Raw genomic sequence first — 26,680 nt, 5'->3', positions numbered from 1 at the left:
AAGTGACGCTTAGTTGGATTGAACGATGAAAAAAGAATTTCTATATGTCTTAGGCTTTTTATTTATTTTACTTGTGATATTTTTTATTGTGCGATTTTTTAAGGTTACCGACGATAAAATTATTTCAGTAGCTGAAATGGCGATATCAGAGGTTTTGCATGACCCATATTCAGCGCAGTTTAGTAAAATAGCAGTAAAAAAGAATAGTAATGAAGGATATTCGGACTTTTATAAAGTTTGTGGATTTGTTAACTCCAAGAATCTATATGGCGCATACACGGGGAATAAGCCATTCATTATTTCTGTTATGGCTACAGGAAGTAAAACTATCAAGGTCGTCGATGGAACTTTAAATATAGGAAATGATAGTTTCACTAATGGAGTAATTAATGAGCTTTGTAATGAATGAATATCTAAGGCGATAATATATTGAGCTCTACTAGTTTTAAATAAATAATTTTATCGATTTTTAAGACCCGCTTCGGCGGGTTTTTTTATGCATGGAGATCAGCAAATGCGACATCCAAATTGGACAACTCAACTCCCTGAAATTCTACAGCAAGCGATGCACAAGCCATTTTCATGGGGTGAACATGATTGTTGTTTATTTGCAGCGGATTGCGTTATTGCCGTGTGTGGTGTCGATATCGCAGAAAAGGCTCGAGGCAGATACAAAACTAAATCAGGGGCTATGCGAGTTTTAAAGGCAGTGTTCGGGGATTTGGAAACTGGTCTATCGGGCTTTTTTCAAGAAATAGACCCTAATGAAGCAATGCGCGGAGACATTGTTATGTTCAATGGTGATGACGGTAAAACCCTTGGTGTTCTGTGGGCGAATAAAATATGGGCTGTAACGGATGACGGTGCACGCCCTGTTAATTTTCAACCAGTTAAAGTGTGGAGAGTCGAATAAATGGGTAAGACAGTCACCAATATCGTTTCTGCTGGCTTAATGGTTGCAGGTGTTATTGCTACGGGGGGGTTAGGGACGGCATTAATTGTTGCAGGTATTGCAGTTCAAGCTGCCGGCACAATGATTTTCAAAGATAAAATGCCCTCAATGGGATATCGCGACCAGTCAGAACGCAAGCAAATGTTGCGCTCATCGACTGCACCAGAAACTATCATTGTCGGTAAAACCGTGTGTTCGGGTCTATTATTTTTTGCAGAAGAAGAAAAGGGCGACCAGACAGAAAACGAACGATTATTCATGGCATTGGCGATTGCCGCACATAAAGTTGACCACATTGGCCAGATTTGGCTGAACGATGATCTGATTGGTACGTTCGGTGATAAGGCTAGCTATGAATTCCATAATGGCCGTATAGATTGTGATCCTTACTTATTGAAAAATGCCCCGTCATGGAAATCTGACATGATAGGTGATGGGCTGGCATGGTTGCGTTTAACCCTGAAATACGACGCTGAAAAATTTCCGTACGGTGTGCCTAACATCAAAGTCGAAGTATGGGGCAAGCCCGTTTATGATCCGCGCACAAATAAAACGGCTTGGAGCAATAACGGAGCGTTAATTATTCTTGATTTTTACCGTAGCTATTTGGGTGTACCTGATTCAGATATTGATTTTGATGCGTTCAAAGTTGCGGCTGATTTATGTAGCGAACCGGTAACAACTCCCGAAGGCAACACGGAGCCTCGCTATACGATTAATGGGGCCTATGAACTTTCTGAGTCTCCATCAGCAATACTGGATCACATGCATAAATGCATTGCTGCTGAGCCGACTTATGTTGCGGGCAAGCACGGCATTTTGATGCAGGCTTATAATGGTCCAGCAGTATTACGCATTGAACCTAATCAAATAATTGATACCGTTAATATTACCCCTGAACTTTCGTTACGTGATGCGACTAATGCCATTTACGGTACGTTCGTGGATGCTGAGCAGCAATACATCAAAACCGATTTTGAGCCGGTCATTGTTGATGAGTGGATTGAAGAAGATGGGCTAGAAATTAAAGAGAATATGGATTACCGCTTTGTCACTAGCCCATACCAAGCGGCACGGCTCTCAAATTTATACCTTCGTAAAAAACGGGCGGGGCGTCGTGTTCAATTACGGATGAATATGGATGGTTACGCCTATAGACCAGGAGATGTTGTTTTATTAAATCTGCCCCATATTGGTATTCAAAACTTTGAATGTCGAGTGGCTGAGTGGAAATTTCACCCGCAGGAGGGCGTTGACATTCTCCTCGAGGAGGACGGCGCTTACATCTATGAAGACATTATAGGTAAGCCTTTTGTTCGGCCTCCATTCACTGTTTTACCGACTGGCGGGGTAGCGCCACCGCTCAACCTTGCATTTGTGGCCACGAATATTGGTGAAGTTGTTCAAGGTTATTTGAGCTGGCAATCAGCCGCTGCAGATGTTCGCTATAACACGGTAAACATTATTGAAAGCGGCAAAGTGATTCAGTCCATTCAGGTACCACAGGATAGAGTAGATTTATCGGGCCTTGTGCGCGGTTCATATCGTGCCGAAGTCCGTTCTATCAATGCGGCTGGCGCAATGTCTGCCCCTGCCATTGTTGATTTTGATATCCAAGCACCACCTAAACCGGTTAGCGTTGAAATGGTTGGCGGTATGTTCTCTTTGACCTGCATTCCGCATGGCGGCGAAACTGCTCAACACGGCTATACGTTTGAGTTTTGGTTTAGCGACAAAAAACTGGCCAGCACGAATGACACTGAAGTTACCACTAAAGCCAATCGACAAGGCCAAGGGCAATTCTGGACGAAGGAGAATTTAAAAGCTGATACCAATTATTGGTTTTATGTTCGTACGGTTAATAGCTATGGCAAGTCTCCGTTTGTTGAAGCCGTAGGAAAGGCTGACGGAACGCCAAAAGAAATGCTTGATGAAATTGGCCATAACTTTTTATCAAATGAAGTCGGTCAAATCATGCAGGAGCAAATCGACTTTAACAAGGACAACCTATCCGACTTACAAATCGACAATGACGACTTCAAGCAAAAAGTTATCAGTATTGATCGCGAGATAGAAGCTGTTAACGAAGCTGTGATGACTAATACCCAATTCACGACTGAGCTTCACTTCAAACTTAGCGAAACTACCGCGCACGGGAAAGCTGAAATCTTTCGGCTTGAGCAAGTGCAAGCGACTGATAGAGAGTCTCATGCGAAATTTCAGCAGCAAGTCAATTCAGAATTTGAGCATGTGGCAGCGGATGTTTTGAATGTCCAAGAATCATTGGCGAAATCGAATGAAGCCTTTGCGCAACAAATTGGTCAAGTTCGTGCTGATTTGGATGAGACCAATAATGAAGTCGGTACAATCAAAGGGCGAGTGACCACGGTTGAAACTGCAACAGTCGACTTAAAACAAGCGCAAGCGAAGTTTGAACAATCGACGACAGCCCAGTTCGGTGAAATGACCGGCTATATCACCAATATCAATCAAACTATTACTAACCTTGAGTTTTCTTTCTCTGAAGCACTAATGCAGACAAATGCACAAGTGAATGAAACCAATTCAGAGTTATTGAAAACAAAATCCGAAGTCACCCGACTTGCAACGGCAACAGCAACAAATGAGCAAGCGACAGCGGAATTAGCTGAGAATGTAAAAGCGCAGCATGAACAATCTGAAGCAGAATTTGTTGATGTGCGTAAATCAATAGCAGAGAAAGACAAGTCTCAATCTGAGCGTACAGAACAAGTGCGAGCAGAGCTTGGCAAAGATATTAACGATAACAAAGATGAGTTATCAAAAACTAATGCGGTAGTGGCTCAGCACACAGAGTCTATTGCAACACTGAATGAAACAACAACTCAGATTAAACAGACGCAAAAGAGCCAACACGAAGAGACTCAAGCTAGTATCGGTAAGTTGACTGAAACGACGGCAAATACTGATAAGGCATTAACGGAGGCAAAAGAACAGTCAAAAGCACGCTTTGAAGATAATGAAGCCTCAATCAATCATATCGAACAGACGATGGCCAATACTGAGGGCTCACAAGTTGAAGCTATCGGGCAGTTAACAGCCCAGCAGAACATGCAAAGTACGGAAATTTTACGCGCCAAAGCGTCAATCACTCGCATTGATAAAGTTGTTGCTGATAACAATCATGCGTTTGCACAGTCGATAGAAAAGTTAGAAACACAGTTTGATGATGTTAATGCGAGTATAACAACACTCAAGAATACAGTATCTGATAATGAGAAATCACAAGCGGAGGTTAACGAACTCATTAAATCAGAAATCGGCGATAACAAGGCGGCAATTGAATTGCGTGGACAAACTGTTTTCGACCATAAAGGGAATGGTTCTGCTATCTACACAATCAAAACGGGCATTAATTGGAACGGCCAATACTATGACGCGAAGTTCATGATGGGAGCTAGCGTTAAAAACGGAGAGGTTGAGACGCTAATTGGCTTCAGTGCAGACACATTTGCTATTTTTAATAACGCTAATGGTCAACTTGTTACTCCATTTGCAATAAAAAATAATCAAGTGTTTTTAGGTCCAACGTATATCGAAGATGGCTCTATTACTAATGCTAAAATTGGTAATGTTATTCAAGCTAATGGTTACAAGGCAGGCAAGAGTGGCTGGAAGATTGATAAAGAAGGTGATGCCGAGTTCAATAATGCGGTTTTCAGAGGTCGGATTGAGGGTGCTGATGGTTATTTTAGTGGCACCGTTGATGCAAAAGAAATCTTGGGTGATGTGTATTATTCAACATCAACGAAAATTACAGGCACAGTTTGCAATGCAACATTTGGTGTTGGAATGCTAAACACTGGGTGGATAAAAGCAGTTGAAATCAACTCTGAAATTTTTAGCAGAGTATTTGATGCAGATTTAGCGTGTAACTTGAAAATGACCAGGGTAGAAGGTGGCTGGCAATACTCCGCATATGTTCGAATTCAGGTTGGTGTTGATGATGGTAATGGAGGTGTAGCGACTGCGTACAGTGAAACGGGTAAATATACAGGAAATGGTGGATTAGATTTAACTGTCAATGCAGGCCCTATTCAGTTGCCTATCGCACCCCGAGGCGGTAAGAGTTATATCTATATTCGTGCAGTATCCACAGAAAGCGACCCAAATACGAATGCAACAGCAAGCGTTATTTTGAGTTACTCAAATCTGAAGAGGGTGGAAGTTTTCAAAGTTGGCACATCGACAGTAAAAGCACTAACCATTTAAACCTCAGAATAATTAACAGGCCGCTTAATTGCGGTTTTTTTTGTATCTAAATTTCGGAGAATCAATCATATGTACAACACAGGCACAGTTACCACTACAGCAAATAGCACTAAATTAATCGGTACCGGCACTAAATGGCTCAATAACATTAACCGTGTTTCAGCAGAGCAAGCGATTCAAATTCAAATTGGTACCACGGTTCACAACAATAGTATTCAGTCGATTCAATCGGATACTGAACTCACATTAAATTTCCCATTACCAACCGCAGCAACGGGGGCAAAATACGTCATTCTCACGACGATGGTTCATTCTGTTTCCGATGCGATGAATAAGATTGTGTCCATGAATGGGGCGAATGTGCAGTTCAGCGACATATTAACGCGCTGGATGACCGAGCAGGGCATTATCACTGTGACATTGCCAGACCAAACAACCCAGAAACTGCGTACCACAAAAGAAATGGATAAGCAGCTAGATGGGAAGTTTGATAAGGCTGGTGGGGATGTAAACGGAGTAATAAAAGCAACAGGGTCAATACAAACAAATCAAGGTGAAATAACAGCCTATAGAAATGGTGGATCTGGTGTACAAATAAGTGGCAGCGGAAATGAAGCTGCAATCAAAAGTAGAAACATGGGTGGTGCGTGGCAAACACATATTATTCCGAATTCGCCGGGCACATTAATGCAAGTTGGTGATTATGGCTGGGGCGGCTCTGCAAATACTATCAATATTAATGATGTTGGTGTTGAAACTAAATTTAAAACAGATGTCACACGAGTCTGGCGAAATGACACGGTAAACAAATATTCCTCAAGATATGGCGCTAATATTTTTACTAAAGCAGGAGATTCATTCGCTAATATTTGTATCGCGCGTGATGGTAATCAAGCAATTACAGTTACGTCTGGTATTACATCATACGACCCAAGCACATGGAAAATTTCTACAGTTTACACAACGCTAAACACAACAAAAGACTCAAACGGTAACTTAAAAGCCGCATCACCGATAGTTAAGCTTTTTGCTGATGACATTGAGTTAAACGAAGAATCTGAAGGCGTTGAAATGGAGCACCTTGGTATTGGCCATTACCTCATTAAAGGTGTTGTGGGTTTTAATGCAGATGGTGCATGGGGTATCAATAACGGCTTTGTCATTCCTCAAGACCATAACGGTAAAAACATGGTTCTCATTGATTACGAGGTGAGACCAGATGGTGATATTGAAATTTTTGTTTTCCACCAACAGAACGCAGATATGCCAGAACGTTTCCAGAACAAGCGCATTAAGCACTTTGATGAAGAAGGTGTGCCTGTTTATTTCGAAAACTACGAACCTTGTGACGTACCTGAATCGTGCTGGATAGACATGCGTGTCGAAATGCCACCTAACTCACTCTACAATCAAAAGCAAGCTGAAGCTGAGAGACTCGCTAAGCTAGAAGCAGAGCGATTAGCGCAAGAAGAAGCTAAACGTGCAGCAGAGGAAGCGGAAAGGGTAGACTAGGAAGTCGAATAAATTTAGCAAAATTATATTCGGTTGTATAACACCTGACAATGGAGTAAAAAAGATAATATCAACTTAAATTGAATATTAAAATAATATCATCATATAGTGAATAAATCCCCACTTTGACTATACTTATTAAAGAGGTATTAAGTCTATTTTGCTTGCTGTAAGAGTATTATTTAAATGGAGTCACTTTGATGATTACTAAAGATAGATATGCAGTACTAGCTGGTAAGATAATTAGAGAACTAAGGCGTAATGCTGGGTATAGCAGAGCTGAATTTACGAGATTGGTTGGTTGTAAAAGTGAGCAACAGTTATATCGTTATGAGACAGGAATAAACAAAATTGACATTGATACTTTGGTATTATCTTTGGAGGTTTTGAACATTGACTCTCATCACTTTTTTGAGCGATTAAAGATAGAAGATTTAAATAATCAAGCAGATAAAAACATTGATATAGACTGTATATAAAGTAAAGCCGCGAATATCTGCGGCTTAATTCTATTTATCAAAATATTCCACTTCGGCTTCTTGGGTTTCAGGGAGCCAATCACCATCGATAAATATTTCTTCCAGTGTTTCTTCAATATACGTTTTCTTCTCATTCTTCCCAAGACCGTCAATAGACACATTATCTTGAGTGCTCCAGTTTATATCGATATTTAGATCGGGATATTTGGCGCTTAATCTTTTTGTTATTTCATTTCTTAATGCTTCAAAAGTACCTGTAGGTAACTGACCTTTTTTATTGTGGTTAAATCGGATCTTGATAGTAACCATAAAACACTCCTTCGTAGGTTAATTAACTGGGTTTATATACAGTGAGTTTAACTGTGATTATATACAGTATTCATGGGATGTAAATCAAGAAATTTTATTAATAAGACTCAACAGGAGGTTAAAAGTAGATCCCCAAAACTATTTAAATAATCTTGATCTATCATGTGGTTAAATGAATCACTTGAAGGCGCCAATTTGGACGTGTTTTGATTGTTTATTTCTTTAATATTAATTGGTTATATTACTTTTCATGCTATGAACATTAGTCATATTAAAAACCACAAATAAATGTTGATAGAATTCCCATAGAAAATGGGATGACGCAACACAAGCAGGAAGCTCAAGAAAACGTTGCTCAGATTTTATTATCTAATGTTATGTTAGTTGATGGCAATAATTTTCAGTATAAAAGCCCGCGTTTTATTATTAAATGCAGGGTTAATGTGATTAATCATAAATTTACAGCAATAAAAAACCTGCTAATAAGCAGGTTTTTGTATCGATGAGTGTTTAAAAACTAGACATGTTTTAATTCGCCATCATCGTCTTGGTTAAATACGGTTTTATCCGTTTCTCCCATAAGTTGGCTCGTCACCGTACCGGCGGTCATTGAACCACTGACGTTTAATGCGGTACGACCCATATCAATTAATGGTTCAACAGAGATTAATAGTGCGACTAAAGTGACGGGTAGCCCCATTGCTGGCAACACAATTAATGCTGCGAATGTTGCGCCACCACCGACACCAGCAACCCCCGCTGAACTGATTGTGACAATACCAACTAACGTTGCGATCCAGAGGGGATCGAATGGGTTAATCCCCATTGTTGGTGCCACCATGACGGCTAACATAGCAGGGTAAATACCGGCACAACCATTTTGACCAATGGTTGCCCCAAAAGAGGCTGAGAAACTGGCAATAGATTCAGGAATACCGAAACGACGAGTTTGTGTTTCAATATTTAATGGAATACTTGCTGCGCTCGAACGGCTCGTAAATGCAAATGTTAATACAGGGCCTGCCTTCTTAAAGAATTTAATTGGGTTTAAGCCGGTAGAGGTAACCAATATACCGTGTACAACAAACATGATGGCTAGTGCCACATAGGATGCGACAACGAAAGTACCCAAGTTAATAATGTCGTGAAGATTCGAACTCGCAACCACTTTAATCATTAGCGCCATAACACCATAAGGGGTTAAACGCATCACTAAGCGAACTAACTTCATCGCCCATGCTTGTAATACATCAATTGCTGCTAATGCTTTTTCACCGCGCTCTTTGTCATCTTTAAACAGTTGTAAAGCGGCTACCCCTAAAAAGGCAGCAAAGATAACGACACTGATTATCGATGTTGGATTAGCACCGGTTAAATCTGCGAATGGGTTTTTAGGGATAAAGGATAAGATTAACTGAGGTACAGTTAAGTCAGAGACTTTACCAATGTAGTTACTTTCAATAGCGGATAGACGAGCTGTTTCTGACTGACCTTGGACTAGGCCTTCAGCAGTCAAACCAAATACGTTAGCAATTAAAATACCAACTAATGCGGCAATAGCCGTGGTAAACAACAATGTACCAATGGTTAAAAAACTAATTTTACCCAGTGATGACGCTTTATGTAGCCTTGCTACTGCGCTTAAAATTGAAGCAAACACTAATGGCATAATTACCATTTGTAATAGCTGAACATAACCATTACCAACAATATTAAACCATAGAATGGAGTCTTTTACCGTTTGATGACCACTGCCATAAACTAGGTGCAGTATAACGCCATAGGCGACACCAAAAACCAGACCTACTAACACTTTTTTAGATAGGCTCCAGCCTTTAGCTCCCAGTTTTGCCAACAGTATTAGCAGTGCTACAAAGCCGAGCACATTAATAATTAGAGGAATATTCATTCCGAACTCCAAATCATATTTTTATAAGGTATGTTACTTGCCCTTTAATCCTTAATGGTTATAAGGATTTAGTTGCTTCAAACAACTGGTTATATGTTATCAATAGAAAAAGCACATTTCTTATATCAAATAGTAATAAGATAGTATTATTCATACTTACAGTATATGACAAAACTTTAATTTAGATAGCAAAGTGAGTATCTAACTGATAATGAATGTATTTTATCACATTCTCAATTTGGCTATAAAAATCCAGTTGGTATCCAATAGGCAAAAAACAGGCACAAACCGTCAAAATAACAGCAATAAAACGCTCTGTTCGTTTGCTATTTTTCCCTCGAATGATGGGAAAACAAAAACGTTGAGGTAATGGCCATAAAAACGGTACACCAGATGGTGTAAGCATATCGGCGATTAGGTGGCTGAGGTAACCTAATAAAAAGGCTTGAATAAGGTCATTTGGCACTTGCCATTCTACTGGCATCCATTGATAACAAGCTGCCATTACTAGTAACCATGCAACTAAGCTATGAGTAAAACCCCGGTGACCGCAGAGTTTAGAAATTGGTAATGAAAAAATACGTAGCAACCTGCCGGGAAGAGATGAAGGGTGGTCAATATCGGGCAATAACGCGCCTAATAATGCACCCGGAACCATGTGTAGCCAATCACCTTGAGCAAGCTCAGGGGTGAGTTGAAGTTTATGGGCCATTATTAAAGAGGCGACGGAAAAAAGCAGATGCCCTTCAGCAGTCATGGTGGATAAAATACCATCTGTTTATCTATACAGTTAATTGGCAGTATAAAGTGTTTGAAAAGAATATGATAGAGGCAGAAAGGTAAAAAAACTCTTATTTATTAGCAAATAAGGAAAGGATTTTATATTTTTAAGCAAATCCCCTACCTAAGTAGGCAGGGGTGAGTGATAATTAATCAACATACTGATTCTTAACGTAAATGCTCAGCCTTTAACTCATTCAAAGAGGTGAGTTTGATATCGGCTAAGCCAAAGCGAGGGTCATTAAAATGCTGGCTATCAGGCACAACAATAGAGCGCATTCTTGCAGCCTTCGCAGAAATCATACCGTTAAAAGAGTCTTCCAATGAAACACAATTAATTGGTTTAGTTGATAATTCAGAGGCTGCTTTAAGGTAAACTTCTGGGTGTGGTTTACTCATCGGTAAATCCGCTGCGGAAACGACGGCAGAAAAGTAGTCACGAATATCCAGTAAGTTTAACACTTTTTCTAACATGTACAGGGGGGAAGCTGAAGCGAGGGCTATTTTTAGATCCATCGAGCGGCAAAGTTCCATCGCATGTTGTACGCCTGGCAAAATGGGGCGAGTTTCTTCAACTAAGCCAACAACTCGGTCAATAATTCGTTGTTTGGCTTCTTCTTGGCTACATCCTTGCCAAGGGGAAGCGTGGTACCAAAGTTCAACCACATGGTCAATACGTAAACCCAGTGTATCAGGCAGGGTATCTGCAATTGAAACGTCGACACCAAGTTGTGAAAAAACTTCAAGTTCAGCCTGTGCCCAGAAAGGTTCCGAGTCGATCAATAAACCATCCATATCAAAAATAACCGATTGGATGGGAAGGTTATGGTACATATCAAAACTCCATTCAGGTCGTATTAATTAACGAGCCAACTATAGTACCAGCAAAGGGCTAATATTCGTATTAATTGACATCAGTATTATCAGCTTTATGGCAAGATAATTAGGCATTCTGCGCGATAAATCGCCTTGAACCCAGGATGTTAGTATGTTGAACATTCTGAAAGTCGAATTATTACTATCAATAATGAATTGAAATTTGGAGGCATTTCATTATTTCAGCTATTATTAGCCATGAAAGTTTATCAAGAATAATAACTCTGAGGAAAAGCAGTAATGAATTACCACAATGCCAATTATGTCGCGATCGGCAAACGTATTTTTGGGTGGGTTGTTTTTCTGGTAGCATTAATTTCGACGTTAGCGTCTTTAATTAAACTTGCTGGCATGAAAGGGCTTGCAGGTGAAGGCATTAATGCGGTTGCCAATGACTTTATTAAATTAATGGCTGAAATGGTACGTCAAACGACACCGTTTTTAAATTTCTTTTGGAATAACTCACCAGTGCCTCAAGTCGCGAATGGCTTTTCAGGTAGCAATATTGGTTTTATCATTATTTTTATCTTTATTTTTGTTGGGCTAGCGCTTAGTGCTTCAGGTTTACGTATGTACCGGCAAATTAAATTTATCCGCGAAAGCTTAGAAGACCACGTGATTATAGAAAAAGCGAAGGGGTTAGAAATTTCCAAAGAAGAACTCGAAGCAAAAGTGACTATTCCACGGCACACTATTTTTACACAATTTTTTATTCTTTATTTTTGGCCTATTGTTTTAGGAATTGCCTTGTATTTTCTATTACGTTTCTTGAACTGGTGATTTTCAAATTTTACGTTATGAGAGTGTTAGCTGTGTTTAGCGACTCGGGGCACATACTTAGGTATGCTCCCCGAGATATCAGTATTTACCGCTAATTCATAACGCAACTTATTTGGCTGGTTGATACTTTGTGATTAGAGTTGCTAAAAAGTTATTTTTCGTTGAGTAGGTTATCTACAATAGTACGTGCTAATTGATAACTTTGTTCATTACCAAAAATATGGGCTTGATTGATTAAATAATACAACTGGTAAATGGGTTGCCTATCTAAAAAACCATTTGGAAGTGGCCAAACGCTTTGGTAGCCATCAATAATTTGTATTGGTAATTCTTTATATAGTGGGAGCATAGCAATATCACATTCTCTATCTCCCCAATAACATGCTGGGTCATAAAGTACGCCATCAATTTGATGGGTGATAGAGCAGTTAGCAGGCCATAAATCGCCGTGTAAAAGAGAGGGTTGGGGTTGGTGACCTGCTAGCTTGTGTTTAACAATATCGACAATTTGCTGAATATCGGCAAAAACCATCCCTTTTTCTGAGGCAAGTTGTAATTGTAAGCCAATCCGCTTTTCTGCAAAGAATGAATTCCAGCGCTTTTCCCAACCATTGGGCTGAACCACAGTGCTTAGCATGGTATCAAAATCAAACCCATAGCTGGGTTGCTCTTCCCATTGATGTAACCTTGCTAATTGTTGACCAAAGTGCCAAGCGTTGGTGCTATCAAAGGGTTTAAGAGGAAAATATTCGAGAAGAAGAAAGCTGTGGTGTTTGTTACTACCTACACCATAAACCTTTGGTACAGTTATGGTTTGGCTTTTAGCGAGCATTTCAAGTTGTTCGGCTTCTTGCTTGAACAAAGGTAAAAATTCACGCCGATTTTGCTTAATGAACACGGTATGGTCGCCGTAGTCAATTCGTAGCGTATGGTGAATATCACCACCAGAGAGAATGACTTTGTTACGTAGCTCTGCCTCACCTAAGTGTTCACTTAATAAACGACACATTGCTTGCCACATGACTCACCTCGCCTCTGCTTTGGTATTCATTAATACAATACTATAGTGATAATTTAGGAATTAACAGTGATAATTGTTTAAAAATAAGAGGGTATCACGAAAAAACTGAATAATTATCAGGTATAAAACCTAAATCTAGGTTATTGCAAAGGCGGTTCGGTTTACTTGTTTTTTATTAATTAACCCCGAGGTCTGCTGGAGAAAATAATTAACTATTTTAATAGTGTTGTTAGTTAATAATTTTATCAATAAAAGAGGAGGGATATCAGTATGCCAAAGTGTTTGTATGTTATCTTTATTCAGAAAGGAAAAAGCTGAACTTATCATACAGCGGTTCAGCTTTTATTTTTTCTCTCAATGCATTATGCGGTATGCATACTTTGAGGGTTAGTTTGGTTTCTTTTTCGAGCTAACACTAATTTGCTATATAACAGAGCAATTACAAAATAAACTGCTTGAGTAACTACAATTGTTGGCCCAGTGGTAGCGTTGATATGGAAGCTTAGAATAGTTCCTATCACACTTGATGTTACCGAAGCGATAATCGCGACAACGAGCATTTTCCCGAAGCTCCGACACAGAACAAACGCAATAATTCCCGGTGAGATCAGCATGGCAATAACCAGAATGATCCCAACAGCTTGCAGTGAAGCGACAATGGTTAATGCAAGTAAAGACAGTAAACCATAATGAATCAGCTTGACGGGTAGGCCAATCACACGGGCTTGGTTTGGATCAAAGCAATAAAGCATAAAGTCTTTACGCTTCAGTAAAATAATTGCGATGGTGATTCCGGCAAACAGTAAAATCTGTTTAAACTCACTATTGGTTATCCCTAAAATATCACCAAAAAGAATATGTGTGAGGTGCTGCTCAGTATCGATTTTGGCAAACATAACCAAACCAATGGCAAACATACCTGAGAAAACGATCCCCATAACCGTATCTTCTTTTATTCGGCTATTTTCTTTTAAATAACCTGTTGCAACAGCACAGAATAAACCCGAAGCAAATGCCCCAATAGCGAGTGGGATACCTAATACTGAAGCGATAATAATACCCGGCAAAACAGCATGGGAAATAGCATCCCCCATTAGTGACCAGCCCTTTAACACCAAAAAACACGAGAGAATAGCACAGACGGTCCCAGTGACTATTGCGGTAACGAGTGCTTTTTGCATAAATGGAAATGCAAACGGAGCCATCAATACGTCAATAAAATCACTCATGAGATGCTCCTTGTTGGTGTGATTGGTGGAGCTGGGCGACTTCTTTCCTTGCCTTACGGCGTGAAGCAAAAATACCGTGTTTAGGTGCAAAGAAGAATGCCAGCAGGAAAATAATGGTTTGTAATGTGACGATAAGACCACCAGTAGCACCATTAAGGAAATAGCTGATATAAGCACCAACTGCGCTCGTGACTGTGCCAATGGTAACTGAAATTATAAGTAAGCGCTTAAACTGATCAGTTAATAAATATGCGGTTGCTCCTGGGGTAACTACCATGGCAATAACTAATATAGCGCCAACAGTTTGTAATGCTGCGACCGTACAAGCACTTAATAACGTGAAGAAAATAATTTTCAGACGTAACGGGTTTAACCCAATAGAACGAGCATGGCTTTCATCGAAAAAGACGGCTAATAAATCTTTCCATAGACATAGTAAAACGATGAATGAAACACCGATAATAATTTCTACTTGTAAGACATCAGCATCAGCAATGCCTAAAATATTACCGAAAATAATACTTTGCACATTTACTGAAGTCGGGTTTAAAGAAACAATCAATAAACCTGCAGCGAAAAATGTGGAAAAAATAAAGCCTATGACAGCATCTTCACGTAACCGCGTTAAATGTTTTATTAATGTCATGGCAAGTGCCGCAAGGATACCAGTAAAGAAAGCCCCCGCAGCATAAGGTAAACCTAACGCATAAGCACCAGCCACGCCTGGAACAACGGAGTGGGAAAGTGCGTCTCCCATTAATGACCAGCCCTTTAACATCAAATATGCAGATAAAAAAGCACAGACTGCACCGACAATGGCGCTTACCCAAATGGCTTTTACCATAAAGTCATATTGAAAGGGCTGTAATAACATTTCAATCATTCGGAACCCTTAGTTTGATTTTTTCGAACTGGCGCATCATGGTCATGACCATAGAAGACAGCAGCTCTTTCATCATCGGTAATAACAGTAACAGAACGCGGGTCATCGTCGTCATGAAGTTCTTGACCTGACAAGTTGATATGGCGCAAGACCCCACCAAAGGCTTGTTGTAAATTTCGTTGTGTAAATGTGGTTTCGGTCGGACCACTCGCCAATACAGTGCGATTAATTAAAATCACATGATCACAAAATTCAGGAACACTCCCTAAATTATGGGTTGAAACTAAAATCAGGTGCCCTTCATCCCGCAAACTGCGTAATAGGTCGATAATGGCATTTTCTGTTTTAACATCAACACCGGTAAACGGTTCATCAAGTAATAGAACTTTACCTTCTTGTGCGAGAGCCCGAGCGAGAAAAACCCGTTTCTTTTGACCACCGGAGAGTTCGCCTATCTGACGATGCTCAAGCCCTGTAAGGTCAACTCTATCTAGCGCCATTTTTACGGCATCTTTATCTGCTTGTTTGGGAATACGGAAAAAACCCATTTTTCCGTAACGCCCCATCATCACAACATCTGAAACTAAAACGGGAAAATTCCAGTCAACTTCTTCTGTTTGTGGAACATAAGCAATGACGTTTTCTTTTAAGGCAGCTTTGATGGGTTGTTCGTTTAACATTACACTGCCAGAAGATGGGGTGACTAGCCCCATAATCGTTTTAAACAGCGTCGATTTACCACTCCCATTTACGCCAACGAGAGCACAAATAGAGCCACCTGAGATATTGAAGCTTGCGTCATAGATAGCTGTATGGCCATTGTTATAGGTTACAGTTGCATCATCGACGATAAGATTCGGGTGTTCGAATTGATTAGAGTGATTCATATTACTGTGAAAATCCTTTCGCTATCGTGTCTACAGTCGTATTTAACAGGTCAATATAAGTGGGTACAGGACCATCAGCAGTGGATAATGAGTCTACATATAATACACCGCCATATTTTGCCCCTGTTTCTTTACTGACCTGACGAGCTGGCTTATCAGAAATAGTACTTTCGCTAAATACGACAGGGATCTTATATTTGCGTACAGTATCAATGACTTTTTTAACTTGCTGTGGAGAACCTTGCTCTTCAGCATTAATCGGCCACAAATAAACCTCTTTAAAGCCATAATCTTTAGTTAAATAGCTAAATGCCCCTTCACTTGACACCAACCAACGTTCGTTTTCTGGGATACGGTTTAAACGTTCGCGAAGCGGAGCGTCAAGTGCTGCAATTTGCGCCGCATATTTTTTGGCATTTGCATTATATATTTCAGCATTTTCAGGATCATATTTCACTAAGGCTTCACGGATATTTTCTATATATATTTTAGCGTTAGCGGGTGACATCCATGCATGAGGGTTCGGGTTATCTTTATATTCACCCTCACGGATTGGCATGGGTTCAATCCCTTCGGTTACCACGACAGCAGGGACATTTTTGAAGTTTTCAAAGAAACGTTGGAACCAAACTTCTAAATTCATACCATTCCATAGGATTAAATCCGCATCGTAGGCTTTCATTATGTCTTTAGGGGTTGGCTGATACCCGTGAATTTCAGCACCCGGTTTGGTTATTGACTCGACAATTGCGGCATCACCAGCTACATTTTGTGCTATGTCTTGAATAATTGTAAAAGTAGTAACAACTTTAAACTTTTTCGCAAAGGCGGGTTGGCTAGCAAATATAATTGCTGTTAGCACAAATAAGGTTGTTATTAGAGGTGCAGATAAACGAGATAAATTCTTCTTCATAAAAATTGACCCTGACATTATTGGTTTAGCGTTTTCTAGCATATAGTTGTTAAGGTTTATAACAATTACATTTTATAACCCAACTGATAATGATAATCAATATCGTTTGAGTAAATAAACACAAATATTGTGGAATAACATACATACCCATTATGAAATGCTGGTTTTTATTGTTATTTTGTATGACTAAAACACGTCCTGAAGTAAAAGTTAAGTAAAAATAATTTTATTTTTCCTAGGATTAGTTATTCTTCCATCGGCTTAAGTAGCAGAGGATTATAATAGTGAAGAAAATGATTAGCGGGGCTATTCTGTTACTGCTACTTGCTGGTTGTTCTAGTGAACCAGATAGACCAGTGGCGAAGCAACGAATGTTGGATAACCCTAACACCTTGCCAGCGACGACACAAAATGGTGTATTCCCTCGCACTCCTTTTGATGAATTTATTCGGGACTCAGCAGCCCGCTACAGTATTGATGAAACTTTAATTAGGGCCATCATTGAGGTAGAGTCGAATTTCAGGCCGGAAGTTGTAAGCAAATCAAATGCGATTGGTTTGATGCAAATTAAAGCATCAACTGCGGGGAGAGACGCTTATCGTTATCAAGGAAAGTCCGGTGAACCTAGTTCTAGCGATTTAAAAGACCCTCGAAAAAATATTGATATAGGCACTGCATATATTCGAATTTTGAGGGAGCAGCAGCTTGCAGGTATTAGCCACCCGCAAACGTTATATTACGCAACAGTTGTGGCTTATGTGAATGGCGCAGGGGCACTATTAAGAACGTTTGATAATGATAAAAGTAGGGCAATAGCTATGATTAATAGTTTATCACCTGAAGAGTTTTATCAACACGTTCAAACTAAGCATCCCGCACCACAAGCTCCGCGCTATTTGTGGAAAGTTAAAAATGCATACAATGCATTAGCGATGTCTTACTGATATTCCTTCAATAAGTGTGGGAGTTGCGCGACAATCTCAACAATACCGTTGATAACAAATTGCACTCCCATACAGATTAATAAGAAACCCATTACACGGGCTATTGCATCAATACCGCTATTTCCTAACCATCGCATAATTGATGTCGCACCTCTCAAACCAATCCACACGATTAGACTCGCAATTAAAAAGGTGAGTACTGGCGCTACTTTTAATACCCAAGGAGCAAAGCTGACATTCCCTTGCAATGAGGCCGTTGAGCTGATGATCATCGCAATAGTACCTGGCCCCGCAGTACTTGGCATTGCTAATGGAACAAAGGCAATACTGGGTGACTCTTGGCGTTTTTTAGGGACATTAGGGTCATCAAGAGCTGCTGCTGTTTGGTCTTCTCCTGAATCATTACTGGGAAATAACATACCAAAACCAATAAATGCAACAATTAACCCACCTGCAATACGAAGCCCAGGTATTGATATACCAAATGTATTCATCACTAATTGGCCTGCATAAAAGGCTATAGTCATAATTGCGAATACATAAATAGAAGCGAGTAACGATTGGTGATCACGTTGCTCTTTGGTCATATTTGCGGAAATACTGAGCATGACCGCAATCGCTGTTAAAGGGTTAGCGAGTGGAAGCAATAAAACAAGGCCAATACCAACAGCTTGAAATAGCTCGAGGAAATTTGTCATAGTGATTAAATACAAGCTCCCAGTTTAGATAGATGAGTACCCTTATCTTAGATGATAACAAAATTTGTTATAGATCTGTACCTTAGCATATCTACCTAGATTAATGTTTTAATATTAAAACAAAATACGATTAAGAATTTATGTAAACTACAAATGAGTACTGGGACGAAAAAGTTGTTCACATTAACTGTGGATAACCCTTAGTTTCCTTTGTGAATAACTCAATTAACTTTATCAATAACATAGACATATGTGGATGAGCTAAAAGTATTCAATTATAATAGGCAAAAAAAAACCTTTTTATGGGGGTCATAAAAAGGTTAAGGGCATCTATTAACAGGTTGTCTTAATGTTGATGTGTTATAGATTGTAACGGTTACAATGTTATTTACTGGTAGTTTATGTAAATTCATTAAAAGAAATCGTTTAGCGTTCATATAGGATGAAAAATAGTATGTTAGTTGGAATTAACCATTTAACCATTGCAGTGACTGATGTTGAGAAAAGCATCTTCTTTTATCAATCATTACTTGGTATGAAGCTACATGCAAGTTGGAAAAATGGAGCGTATATCTCCTGTGGGGATTTATGGTTATGTTTATCGTTAGATAAAACACGCTTATCTTTTTCACATACCGAAACAGATTACACTCATTATGCTTTTACAGTTAGTGAGGCAGATTTTCCTATCTGTGTTGCCAAACTAAAACAGGCTAATGTCATTGTTTGGAAAGAAAATAAGAGTGAGGGGAAATCATTTTATTTTCTTGACCCTGATGGGCACAAATTAGAACTGCATGTGGGTGGCTTATTGCAACGTTTAAAAAGCTGCCAAGAAGCCCCTTATGAGGGTATGAAATTTTATTAAATAAGCCTGAGAATTTCTTTACAAATGATTTTTAATTTTAAAAATAGCTTTACGTAGAGTGATATATCCTATTTTTAATGAATTATTAAAGAAATAGGAATAGGTATGAAAAAACTCATAGCGACATTCGCAGGGGCGTCAATGTTGTTGGTTTTGGCTACCGCAATGATTTTGATTGTTTTCCCTCAGCAGTGGAAACAAAATATTTATCCAACTATATCTCAACTATTGCCAACATCGCTTAGTACAATTTTACCTAAAAGTTTAGTGAGCAATAATGTCTGTGATAGCTTAGAGGATAATCTGCAAAACTTTGCAAGCTACCTTAAAGTTAACCAAGACATTGTAGATATTAAGGGTATGAATAGTTTAGATGAGCAACTGACGAATATCCAAGCAAGGATTGATGCAATGCCGTCAGATGTTCGTGACCTTGTATGCCAGCAGGAGTATAGCAAATTAGAAGGGTTAAAAAGTGTATTCTCTTTAGGGCCTAATAATTAATTTTTTGGGTTAGTTATTTTGCTTGGTAATATCCCATACAAAGCCTTTCTATTGTTTTATAATATGCTGATTACCTTATTTTTGAGTTTAAGGCAGCATAATGAAAATTCTAAAATTTCCATTGTTGAATTGGCTAATTGCGAATGGCGTTGCAGTTTATTTTCTTTTTAAACAAGGTGCGTTAGATTGGTATTTTTCTGGCTGGCTGGGGGTTTTAGGGATTTTAGTTGCTCTAGAAAGTGTCAGTTGGGTGGCAACAAGTTTATTTTATTTTTATAAACATAAAACATCGCCTAATCCGAGTGTGCGGGCAACGCACCTCATCACAAATGGCCCATATCGATTATCCCGCAACCCCATGTATCTGGCTTTTACTTCCATGAGTTTGGCACTGGCTCTATTAACACATTCCCCATATTTCTTAGTTTCTGGCTTAGTATTCTGGCTAGTAACCGATTTATATACAATTCCGCAAGAAGAAAACTTTTTAGCTAAATCCTTTAAAGCAGAATGGGATAGTTATCACAACCAAACTAGGCGTTGGTTATAAAATCATATTAATGAGACTTATTCTCATCTATGATTGAGTCTATTTTTCTATAACGCACAGGCTAAGGTAATTAATGAATTATCAAGTTGCTCCATTTTGGATTAATTCAGGTAAGTTAGCGTGTTTGATTGTTATTAGTTTGTTCCTTGCATTTTTTTCTGTAAGTACTTTTATCGCATATTTACTGGTTATTGGTGTGGGATGGGCAGTATTGGTATCGTTCAAAATACATGCAATGAAAGAAAAGGGAGTAATACTAAAAAACAGTGATACATCAGATTGGATGGTTTATATCCAAGGTATTCCTGTTGAAGAGAAAAGGCAGACATTAGCTAACCCCTGTTTTGCAACATTACAGCACGCCCAGTCATTTTTCAGCAATGCATTTATGATTAGGGTTTTAATTCAAGTTATATTTTGTAGCTATATTCTTTGGCAAATATGGGGATTAGATAATATCAATGTACAAATACTTACCTTGATTGGAGTGGTATATCTTGGGTATACGTTATGGGTATCAATTCAGCGATATATTACTCTTAAACAAGGTAACTTAATCATTGAAGAATTAACGGCGCCTAGTGGATCTCTTTGGTATAGGGTGTATTTCAAAGAAAAAGAAAAACTATTTCCTGCTTTGGATGGATTATTCGCCATTTAATCGGGAAGGTATTGATTTTTCTTATGAACGGGAAGGTATTGATTTTTCTTATGAAGAAGAACAATAAACGGCTTTGCGCTATCGCCATAAATTATGTCTGTGTTATCATTGATAGTTGAGTTACTCGCGATGTATCAATTTATGTTATCTTAATTTAACTAGAATTGTGTACATATCTCGCATAGTGAAGTGAGAAATCGTTAGTAACGTATTGATTTATAATTTTGGAATAATCAAGCAAGTGATCTGGCGTGTGGGTCACCACTGCTGATAAGGATTTTTTAATGCCTGTTATTACTCTTCCTGATGGAAGTCAGCGTCAGTTTGACCATCCTGTTTCTGTGATGGACGTGGCTCGCGATATTGGCGCGGGTCTAGCAAAAGCGTGTATCGCCGGTCGCATTAATGGCGAACGTGTTGATGCGTGTGAAATGATTGAACATGATGCTAATGTGTCAATTATTACGAGTAAAGATGACGACGGACTCGAAATTATTCGTCACTCTTGTGCTCACTTGTTAGGTCATGCCATCAAGCAATTATGGCCAAACACCAAAATGGCAATCGGTCCAACTATCGACAACGGTTTTTATTATGATGTCGATTTAGACCATACGCTGACGCAGGAAGATTTGGAAAAGCTAGAGAAGCGTATGCTTGAGCTTGCCAAAACAGATTATGATGTGGTGAAAAAACGTGTTTCTTGGAGCGAAGCTCGTGAGACATTTGTTGCCCGCGGCGAAGACTATAAAGTTGAAATCTTGGATCAAAATATTAGCCAAGATGATCGCCCTGGTTTATATCACCATGAAGAATATGTTGATATGTGTCGTGGTCCACATGTACCTAATATGCGTTTTTGTCACCACTTCAAATTGCAAAAAGTGGCTGGCGCGTATTGGCGTGGTAACAGCGACAATAAAATGTTGCAGCGTATCTACGGTACCGCATGGGCTGATAAGAAACAATTGGCAGCCTATTTATTGCGTTTAGAAGAAGCCGCTAAGCGTGACCACCGTAAAATCGGTAAACAATTAGATTTATATCATATGCAAGAAGAAGCGCCAGGTATGGCGTTCTGGCATAATGATGGTTGGACAATTTTCCGTGAACTGGAAACTTTTGTACGTACGAAACTGAAAGCTTATAACTATCAAGAAGTTAAAGGTCCATTCATGATGGATCGCGTACTGTGGGAAAAAACAGGTCACTGGGATAACTATAAAGATGCAATGTTCACGACTTCATCAGAAAACCGTGAGTATTGTGTAAAACCAATGAACTGCCCTGGTCACGTACAAATCTTTAACCAAGGTTTGAAATCTTATCGTGACTTACCATTACGTATGGCAGAATTTGGTAGCTGTCACCGTAATGAGCCATCAGGTGCTTTACATGGTTTGATGCGTGTGCGTGGCTTTACTCAAGATGATGCACATATCTTCTGTACAGAAGAACAAATTTTAAGTGAAGTAACCAGTTGTATTGAAATGATTTATGATGTTTACGCAACTTTTGGTTTTGAAAAGATTGTTGTGAAACTATCAACTCGCCCTGAAAAACGTATCGGTACTGACGAGATGTGGGACAGAGCGGAAGAAGACTTAGCTAACGCTCTGAAATCAAAAGGTATTGAATTCGAATACCAACCAGGCGAAGGCGCATTCTATGGTCCTAAAATTGAATTTACACTGTATGACTGCCTTGACCGTGCATGGCAATGCGGTACCGTCCAGTTAGACTTCTTCTTGCCGGGCCGTTTAACCGCTTCCTATGTAGGCGAAAATAACGAACGTATCGTTCCTGTTATGATCCACCGTGCTGTATTGGGTTCACTTGAGCGCTTTATTGGTATTTTAACAGAAGAATACGCAGGCTTTTTCCCAACATGGTTAGCACCACAACAAGTGGTTGTAATGAACATAACGGATAGCCAAGCTGATTATGTTCAAGAATTAGTTAGCAAGCTGCAAAGTGTTGGCATTCGCGCGAAAGCAGATTTACGTAATGAGAAAATTGGCTTTAAAATCCGCGAACACACGCTGCGTCGAGTCCCTTACATGCTAGTATGTGGTGATAAAGAAGTTGAATCAGGCAAAGTTGCTGTACGTACCCGTCGTGGTAAAGATTTAGGTAGCCTTGATGTCAACGAATTCATGACTAAACTGCTTGAAGAGATCCGCAGTCGTCAACTCAATCAGATGGAGGAATAAGGTATTAAAGGCGGAAAAAAACTCCCAACAGCACGTCCTAATCGTATTAACGAAGAGATCCGTGCTACAGAAATCCGTGTCACAGGTCTAGACGGTGAGCAACTCGGTGTTATGAGTGTGCGTGAAGCACTCTTTAAGGCTGAAGAAGCAGGTGTCGACTTAGTCGAAATCAGCCCAAATGCTGAGCCACCCGTTTGTCGTATTATGGACTACGGTAAGTATCTTTATGAGAAGAGTAAGTCTCAGAAAGAACAGAAAAAGAAACAAAAAGTTGTTCAAGTGAAGGAAATTAAATTCCGTCCAGGAACAGACGAAGGCGACTACCAAGTTAAATTACGTAGTTTAATTCGCTTTTTGGAAGAAGGTGACAAGGCTAAAGTCACACTACGTTTTCGTGGTCGTGAAATGGCTCACCAACAGATTGGTCTGGAAGTGCTTAATCGCATCAAAGCTGATCTGGATGAACTGGCGTCAGTGGAATCATTTCCTTCAAGAATTGAAGGGCGCCAGATGATCATGGTATTGGCACCAAAGAAAAAATAATTAAGCCAGTATTGGTATAGCTAAGCAGTGCTCGTTATGGGCACTGCTTATCTTGTATTGTCAGTAATGTGAGCAAATGTCGTGCTTATTCAGTAATAAGCTAAATTAATAACTAATTAAAATAGACTGACTGATAGAAATAAATACGGTAAAACTAAATTTTTAAATAAGTTAACGTGATTTATTTCAAGATTTACTTGAGTAATCGGGCAATAAGCATTAAAATCCGCGGTCGAATCGCTTTGTCAGTTTTTAAATCATAAGCAGACAAGCCAAAGAATCTTGTACGCAGATGTTGTATTAAGCAATAATAGTTCTGCGTATTGCTTTAGAGAGTATGCAAATCTCTTTATCCAGTTGGAGGAATGAAGTATTAAAGGCGGAAAAAGAATCCCAACAACACGTCCAAATCGTATTAACGATGAAATCCGTGTTCCTGAAGTCCGTTTAACAGGTTTAGACGGTGAACAGTTAGGCATTATGAGCGCACGCGAAGCGCTTGAAAAAGCTGAAGAAGCAGGTGTAGATCTTGTGGAAATCAGCCCAAATGCTGAACCGCCAGTTTGTCGTATCATGGATTACGGCAAATTCCTTTATGAGAAGAGCAAATCTCAAAAAGAACAGAAAAAGAAACAAAAAGTTGTTCAGGTGAAGGAAATTAAATTCCGCCCTGGTACAGATGAAGGTGATTATCAGGTCAAACTACGCAACCTGGTTCGCTTTCTAGAAGATGGTGACAAAGCTAAAGTTACGCTGCGTTTTCGTGGTCGTGAAATGGCTCACCAACAGATTGGTCTGGAAGTGCTTAATCGCATCAAAGCTGATCTGGAAGAACTGGCGTCAGTGGAGTCATTCCCTTCAAGAATTGAAGGACGTCAGATGATTATGGTGTTGGCACCGAAGAAGAAATAATTAGGCCTTGCAAGTAATAGCGAAAGTTATTCGCCTAATTAATTCGTAGTTTATCACAATGCGAAGTTGGAAATAAAAGAAATGCCAAAGATTAAAACTGTACGTGGCGCAGCAAAGCGCTTTAAAAAAACTGCAGGCGGTGGCTTTAAGCGCAAGCATGCAAACCTTCGTCATATCCTGACTAAAAAGTCAACTAAGCGTAAACGCCATTTACGTCCGAAAGGAATGGTATCTAAGGGCGATCTGGGTCTGGTAGTAGCCTGCCTGCCTTACGCATAAGTAAACAATTTAGTTAATTAAGATAAAAGACGATAGGAGATAGCTATGGCTCGCGCAAAACGTGGTGTAATCGCCCGTGCACGTCACAAAAAAATTCTGAAGCAGGCGAAAGGTTACTATGGTGCACGTTCACGTGTTTACCGCGTAGCGTTTCAGGCGGTAATCAAAGCTGGTCAATACGCTTACCGTGACCGCCGTCAACGTAAACGTCAGTTCCGTCAACTGTGGATCGCGCGTATTAACGCAGCGGCTCGTCAGAACGGTCTGTCTTATAGCCGTTTCATCAATGGCTTGAAAAAAGCTTCGATTGAAATCGACCGTAAGATCTTAGCAGACATCGCAGTTTTCGATAAAGCAGCATTCACTGCTTTAGTTGAAAAAGCAAAAAGCGCTTTAGCTTAATTGTTTGCTTGAAGAGAGGAAGGTAACTTCCTCTTTTCATTTATAACTATTTGTGTTAATACTTTAATAGCCCATTTTTTGAGAAATCATTGCATGTGTTTTGTTATTTTTCGTTTCTTTTTTTACTTTAGCACCTGATTCTCGGGGGCTTTTGCGCGTAAAGATAGAAAGAATAAACGAAAAGTTACGCTAAAGCCTCCTTAGGGAGGCTTTTTTGTTTCTGGTTTAGGATTAAATACAGTAAAATCAGTTAACTACCCCGCCATCTTAAATGGAATGTGGGTTTAATAATTTAGTGAATAACTAGCAAAAAGACCGAGTGGTCATAAAGGGGAAACAATGCCACATCTCGCTGAGTTGGTTGCACAGGCAAAAGCAGCCATTGAACAGGCCCAAGATGTTGCTACGTTGGAGTCAGTGCGTGTTGAATTTTTAGGCAAAAGCGGCCACTTCACACTACAGATGAAAACGTTGCGTGATCTGCCTGCCGATGAACGTCCAGCAGCAGGGGCCGTAATAAATGAAGCCAAAGTACAGGTTCAAGATGCACTAAACGCCCGTAAAGATGCCATGCAAGCTGAGATCCTCAATGCGCGTCTCGCTTCAGAAAAAGTGGATGTATCATTACCTGGACGTCGTATGGAAAACGGTGGACTACATCCAGTGACCCGCACGATCCAGCGAATTGAAGAATTTTTTGGTGAATTAGGTTTCTCTGTTGAGACTGGCCCTGAAATTGAAGATGACTATCATAACTTTGATGCGCTAAACATTCCTGCTCACCACCCAGCACGTGCAGATCATGATACTTTTTGGTTTGATGCTAAGCGTTTGTTACGTACCCAAACCTCTGGGGTACAAATTCGTACTATGAATGGTCAACAACCTCCAATTCGTATCATTGCACCAGGTCGTGTATATCGTAACGACTATGACCAAACACATACTCCAATGTTCCACCAAACAGAAGGTCTGATTGTTGATAAAGACATCAGCTTTACTAATTTAAAAGGCACATTGCATGACTTCCTGAATAACTTTTTTGAAGAAGAAGTACAGGTACGTTTTCGCCCATCATATTTCCCATTCACAGAACCTTCAGCTGAAGTTGATGTCATGGGGAAAAATGGTAAATGGCTAGAAGTGTTAGGTTGTGGCATGGTACACCCGAATGTACTTCGCAATGTTGGGATTGACCCAGAGGTCTACTCAGGTTTTGCATTTGGTATGGGAATGGAACGCTTAACAATGTTGCGTTATGGCGTTTCTGACCTACGTGCATTCTTCGAAAATGATCTTCGTTTCCTCAAACAGTTTAAATAAGG

Annotated in this window: 27 protein-coding genes and 1 other annotated feature; of the genes, 17 read left to right on the top strand and 10 right to left on the bottom strand. The window is 39.6% G+C overall.

Annotated features, from left to right (window positions below; genetic code table 11):
* The first annotated feature begins 25 nt into the window (after positions 1-25).
* From ACIPUA_RS03670 to ACIPUA_RS03650, 5 genes are all read left to right on the top strand, one after another.
* Positions 26-409, top strand: coding sequence for a hypothetical protein (locus ACIPUA_RS03670; RefSeq protein ID WP_272527572.1), 384 nt, complete (start codon positions 26-28; stop codon positions 407-409).
* 105 nt (positions 410-514) lie between these two features.
* Positions 515-913, top strand: coding sequence for a DUF6950 family protein (locus ACIPUA_RS03665; protein WP_187710559.1), 399 nt, complete (start codon positions 515-517; stop codon positions 911-913).
* Positions 914-5,203 carry a phage tail tip fiber protein gene (locus tag ACIPUA_RS03660; protein WP_449059275.1) on the top strand — a complete coding sequence of 1,430 codons (4,290 nt, stop codon included), beginning with the start codon at positions 914-916 and terminating at the stop codon, positions 5,201-5,203.
* A gap of 69 nt (positions 5,204-5,272) precedes the next feature.
* Positions 5,273-6,715, top strand: coding sequence for a phage tail fiber protein (locus tag ACIPUA_RS03655; RefSeq protein WP_449059274.1), 1,443 nt, complete (start codon positions 5,273-5,275; stop codon positions 6,713-6,715).
* A 200-nt stretch (positions 6,716-6,915) separates the two neighbouring features.
* Complete coding sequence (locus tag ACIPUA_RS03650) at positions 6,916-7,194, top strand: helix-turn-helix domain-containing protein (RefSeq protein ID WP_166685243.1); 279 nt, start codon at positions 6,916-6,918, stop codon at positions 7,192-7,194.
* Between the two features lie 30 nt (positions 7,195-7,224).
* Here ACIPUA_RS03650 and ACIPUA_RS03645 read toward each other — a convergent pair whose 3' ends face one another.
* From ACIPUA_RS03645 to hxpB, 4 genes are all read right to left on the bottom strand, one after another.
* On the bottom strand, positions 7,225-7,503 hold the full coding sequence (locus ACIPUA_RS03645; RefSeq protein ID WP_272525198.1) for a DinI-like family protein: 279 nt from the start codon (positions 7,501-7,503) through the stop codon (positions 7,225-7,227).
* A gap of 517 nt (positions 7,504-8,020) precedes the next feature.
* Entirely contained in the window at positions 8,021-9,412 is a 1,392-nt protein-coding gene (locus ACIPUA_RS03640; protein ID WP_042844090.1) for an L-cystine transporter, read from the bottom strand.
* Positions 9,413-9,593: 181 nt separating this feature from the next.
* Positions 9,594-10,169, bottom strand: a complete 576-nt coding sequence (locus ACIPUA_RS03635; RefSeq protein ID WP_042844089.1) for a metal-dependent hydrolase — start codon at positions 10,167-10,169, stop codon at positions 9,594-9,596.
* Positions 10,170-10,360: 191 nt separating this feature from the next.
* Entirely contained in the window at positions 10,361-11,026 is a 666-nt protein-coding gene (gene hxpB, locus ACIPUA_RS03630; RefSeq protein ID WP_042844088.1) for a hexitol phosphatase HxpB, read from the bottom strand.
* Between the two features lie 282 nt (positions 11,027-11,308).
* Here hxpB and ACIPUA_RS03625 point away from each other — a divergent pair, with 282 nt between their 5' ends.
* The gene (locus ACIPUA_RS03625; protein WP_042844087.1) at positions 11,309-11,848 is read left to right on the top strand and encodes a YniB family protein; all 540 of its coding nucleotides are present in this window, start codon (positions 11,309-11,311) and stop codon (positions 11,846-11,848) included.
* Positions 11,849-11,999: 151 nt separating this feature from the next.
* Here ACIPUA_RS03625 and ACIPUA_RS03620 read toward each other — a convergent pair whose 3' ends face one another.
* From ACIPUA_RS03620 to ACIPUA_RS03600, 5 genes are all read right to left on the bottom strand, one after another.
* A complete protein-coding gene (locus tag ACIPUA_RS03620; protein ID WP_042844086.1) occupies positions 12,000-12,869 on the bottom strand; it encodes a fructosamine kinase family protein in 870 nt (289 codons plus the stop codon).
* A gap of 362 nt (positions 12,870-13,231) precedes the next feature.
* Positions 13,232-14,098 carry a metal ABC transporter permease gene (locus tag ACIPUA_RS03615; protein ID WP_042844084.1) on the bottom strand — a complete coding sequence of 289 codons (867 nt, stop codon included), beginning with the start codon at positions 14,096-14,098 and terminating at the stop codon, positions 13,232-13,234.
* Entirely contained in the window at positions 14,091-14,981 is an 891-nt protein-coding gene (locus ACIPUA_RS03610; RefSeq protein WP_042844083.1) for a metal ABC transporter permease, read from the bottom strand. The genes ACIPUA_RS03615 and ACIPUA_RS03610 overlap by 8 nt, the downstream gene beginning before the upstream one ends.
* Entirely contained in the window at positions 14,978-15,868 is an 891-nt protein-coding gene (locus ACIPUA_RS03605) for a manganese/iron ABC transporter ATP-binding protein (protein WP_042844082.1), read from the bottom strand. Before ACIPUA_RS03605 ends, ACIPUA_RS03610 begins: the two co-directional genes overlap by 4 nt.
* A 1-nt stretch (position 15,869) precedes the next feature.
* Positions 15,870-16,781, bottom strand: a complete 912-nt coding sequence (locus tag ACIPUA_RS03600; protein WP_042844081.1) for a metal ABC transporter substrate-binding protein — start codon at positions 16,779-16,781, stop codon at positions 15,870-15,872.
* 284 nt (positions 16,782-17,065) lie between these two features.
* On the opposite strand from ACIPUA_RS03600, the gene ACIPUA_RS03595 reads away from it, so the two are divergent.
* Complete coding sequence (locus ACIPUA_RS03595; protein WP_042844080.1) at positions 17,066-17,725, top strand: transglycosylase SLT domain-containing protein; 660 nt, start codon at positions 17,066-17,068, stop codon at positions 17,723-17,725.
* On the opposite strand, the gene ACIPUA_RS03590 is transcribed toward ACIPUA_RS03595, so the two are convergent.
* Complete coding sequence (locus tag ACIPUA_RS03590) at positions 17,719-18,423, bottom strand: MarC family NAAT transporter (RefSeq protein WP_042844079.1); 705 nt, start codon at positions 18,421-18,423, stop codon at positions 17,719-17,721. The two genes, ACIPUA_RS03595 and ACIPUA_RS03590, sit on opposite strands and share 7 nt — an antisense overlap.
* Positions 18,424-18,877: 454 nt before the next feature.
* On the opposite strand from ACIPUA_RS03590, the gene fosA11 reads away from it, so the two are divergent.
* The 10 genes from fosA11 to pheS all read left to right on the top strand — a co-directional run bounded on the left by fosA11 (position 18,878) and on the right by pheS (position 26,678).
* Complete coding sequence (fosA11, locus tag ACIPUA_RS03585) at positions 18,878-19,291, top strand: FosA11 family fosfomycin resistance glutathione transferase (RefSeq protein ID WP_042844077.1); 414 nt, start codon at positions 18,878-18,880, stop codon at positions 19,289-19,291.
* Positions 19,292-19,396: 105 nt separating this feature from the next.
* Complete coding sequence (locus ACIPUA_RS03580; RefSeq protein ID WP_042844076.1) at positions 19,397-19,795, top strand: hypothetical protein; 399 nt, start codon at positions 19,397-19,399, stop codon at positions 19,793-19,795.
* Between the two features lie 100 nt (positions 19,796-19,895).
* Positions 19,896-20,345, top strand: a complete 450-nt coding sequence (locus tag ACIPUA_RS03575) for a methyltransferase family protein (RefSeq protein ID WP_449059273.1) — start codon at positions 19,896-19,898, stop codon at positions 20,343-20,345.
* A 73-nt stretch (positions 20,346-20,418) separates the two neighbouring features.
* On the top strand, positions 20,419-21,006 hold the full coding sequence (locus tag ACIPUA_RS03570; protein WP_048606987.1) for a hypothetical protein: 588 nt from the start codon (positions 20,419-20,421) through the stop codon (positions 21,004-21,006).
* Between the two features lie 284 nt (positions 21,007-21,290).
* On the top strand, positions 21,291-23,219 hold the full coding sequence (gene thrS, locus ACIPUA_RS03565; RefSeq protein ID WP_042844073.1) for a threonine--tRNA ligase: 1,929 nt from the start codon (positions 21,291-21,293) through the stop codon (positions 23,217-23,219).
* A gap of 3 nt (positions 23,220-23,222) precedes the next feature.
* Positions 23,223-23,762 (top strand): translation initiation factor IF-3, encoded by a 540-nt coding sequence (gene infC / locus ACIPUA_RS03560; protein ID WP_071548018.1) that lies wholly within the window; start codon positions 23,223-23,225, stop codon positions 23,760-23,762.
* 372 nt (positions 23,763-24,134) lie between these two features.
* Positions 24,135-24,674, top strand: coding sequence for a translation initiation factor IF-3 (gene infC, locus ACIPUA_RS03555; RefSeq protein ID WP_071548019.1), 540 nt, complete (start codon positions 24,135-24,137; stop codon positions 24,672-24,674).
* 81 nt (positions 24,675-24,755) lie between these two features.
* On the top strand, positions 24,756-24,953 hold the full coding sequence (gene rpmI / locus ACIPUA_RS03550; protein ID WP_004263702.1) for a 50S ribosomal protein L35: 198 nt from the start codon (positions 24,756-24,758) through the stop codon (positions 24,951-24,953).
* Positions 24,954-24,998: 45 nt separating this feature from the next.
* Positions 24,999-25,355 carry a 50S ribosomal protein L20 gene (gene rplT / locus ACIPUA_RS03545; protein ID WP_042844069.1) on the top strand — a complete coding sequence of 119 codons (357 nt, stop codon included), beginning with the start codon at positions 24,999-25,001 and terminating at the stop codon, positions 25,353-25,355.
* An 87-nt stretch (positions 25,356-25,442) separates the two neighbouring features.
* Positions 25,443-25,574, top strand: a sequence feature (Phe leader region).
* Between the two features lie 120 nt (positions 25,575-25,694).
* Positions 25,695-26,678, top strand: coding sequence for a phenylalanine--tRNA ligase subunit alpha (gene pheS / locus ACIPUA_RS03540; protein ID WP_048606990.1), 984 nt, complete (start codon positions 25,695-25,697; stop codon positions 26,676-26,678).
* Positions 26,679-26,680 lie beyond the last annotated feature (2 nt).

It is taken from the genome of Providencia sp. AGC89 (genome assembly GCF_053543535.1).
The sequence above is the reverse complement of the archived record's forward strand: the minus strand, read 5'-3'. Positions and strand labels throughout refer to the sequence as shown.

Coding starts and splice junctions, on each gene's coding strand:
- ACIPUA_RS03670 (WP_272527572.1), top strand. CDS start 26: ATGAAAAAAGAATTTCTATATGTCTTAGGCTTTTTATTTATTTTACTT.
- ACIPUA_RS03665 (WP_187710559.1), top strand. CDS start 515: ATGCGACATCCAAATTGGACAACTCAACTCCCTGAAATTCTACAGCAA.
- ACIPUA_RS03660 (WP_449059275.1), top strand. CDS start 914: ATGGGTAAGACAGTCACCAATATCGTTTCTGCTGGCTTAATGGTTGCA.
- ACIPUA_RS03655 (WP_449059274.1), top strand. CDS start 5,273: ATGTACAACACAGGCACAGTTACCACTACAGCAAATAGCACTAAATTA.
- ACIPUA_RS03650 (WP_166685243.1), top strand. CDS start 6,916: ATGATTACTAAAGATAGATATGCAGTACTAGCTGGTAAGATAATTAGA.
- ACIPUA_RS03645 (WP_272525198.1), bottom strand. CDS start 7,503: ATGGTTACTATCAAGATCCGATTTAACCACAATAAAAAAGGTCAGTTA.
- ACIPUA_RS03640 (WP_042844090.1), bottom strand. CDS start 9,412: ATGAATATTCCTCTAATTATTAATGTGCTCGGCTTTGTAGCACTGCTA.
- ACIPUA_RS03635 (WP_042844089.1), bottom strand. CDS start 10,169: ATGACTGCTGAAGGGCATCTGCTTTTTTCCGTCGCCTCTTTAATAATG.
- hxpB (WP_042844088.1), bottom strand. CDS start 11,026: ATGTACCATAACCTTCCCATCCAATCGGTTATTTTTGATATGGATGGT.
- ACIPUA_RS03625 (WP_042844087.1), top strand. CDS start 11,309: ATGAATTACCACAATGCCAATTATGTCGCGATCGGCAAACGTATTTTT.
- ACIPUA_RS03620 (WP_042844086.1), bottom strand. CDS start 12,869: ATGTGGCAAGCAATGTGTCGTTTATTAAGTGAACACTTAGGTGAGGCA.
- ACIPUA_RS03615 (WP_042844084.1), bottom strand. CDS start 14,098: ATGAGTGATTTTATTGACGTATTGATGGCTCCGTTTGCATTTCCATTT.
- ACIPUA_RS03610 (WP_042844083.1), bottom strand. CDS start 14,981: ATGATTGAAATGTTATTACAGCCCTTTCAATATGACTTTATGGTAAAA.
- ACIPUA_RS03605 (WP_042844082.1), bottom strand. CDS start 15,868: ATGAATCACTCTAATCAATTCGAACACCCGAATCTTATCGTCGATGAT.
- ACIPUA_RS03600 (WP_042844081.1), bottom strand. CDS start 16,781: ATGAAGAAGAATTTATCTCGTTTATCTGCACCTCTAATAACAACCTTA.
- ACIPUA_RS03590 (WP_042844079.1), bottom strand. CDS start 18,423: ATGACAAATTTCCTCGAGCTATTTCAAGCTGTTGGTATTGGCCTTGTT.
- fosA11 (WP_042844077.1), top strand. CDS start 18,878: ATGTTAGTTGGAATTAACCATTTAACCATTGCAGTGACTGATGTTGAG.
- ACIPUA_RS03580 (WP_042844076.1), top strand. CDS start 19,397: ATGAAAAAACTCATAGCGACATTCGCAGGGGCGTCAATGTTGTTGGTT.
- ACIPUA_RS03575 (WP_449059273.1), top strand. CDS start 19,896: ATGAAAATTCTAAAATTTCCATTGTTGAATTGGCTAATTGCGAATGGC.
- ACIPUA_RS03570 (WP_048606987.1), top strand. CDS start 20,419: ATGAATTATCAAGTTGCTCCATTTTGGATTAATTCAGGTAAGTTAGCG.
- thrS (WP_042844073.1), top strand. CDS start 21,291: ATGCCTGTTATTACTCTTCCTGATGGAAGTCAGCGTCAGTTTGACCAT.
- rpmI (WP_004263702.1), top strand. CDS start 24,756: ATGCCAAAGATTAAAACTGTACGTGGCGCAGCAAAGCGCTTTAAAAAA.
- rplT (WP_042844069.1), top strand. CDS start 24,999: ATGGCTCGCGCAAAACGTGGTGTAATCGCCCGTGCACGTCACAAAAAA.
- pheS (WP_048606990.1), top strand. CDS start 25,695: ATGCCACATCTCGCTGAGTTGGTTGCACAGGCAAAAGCAGCCATTGAA.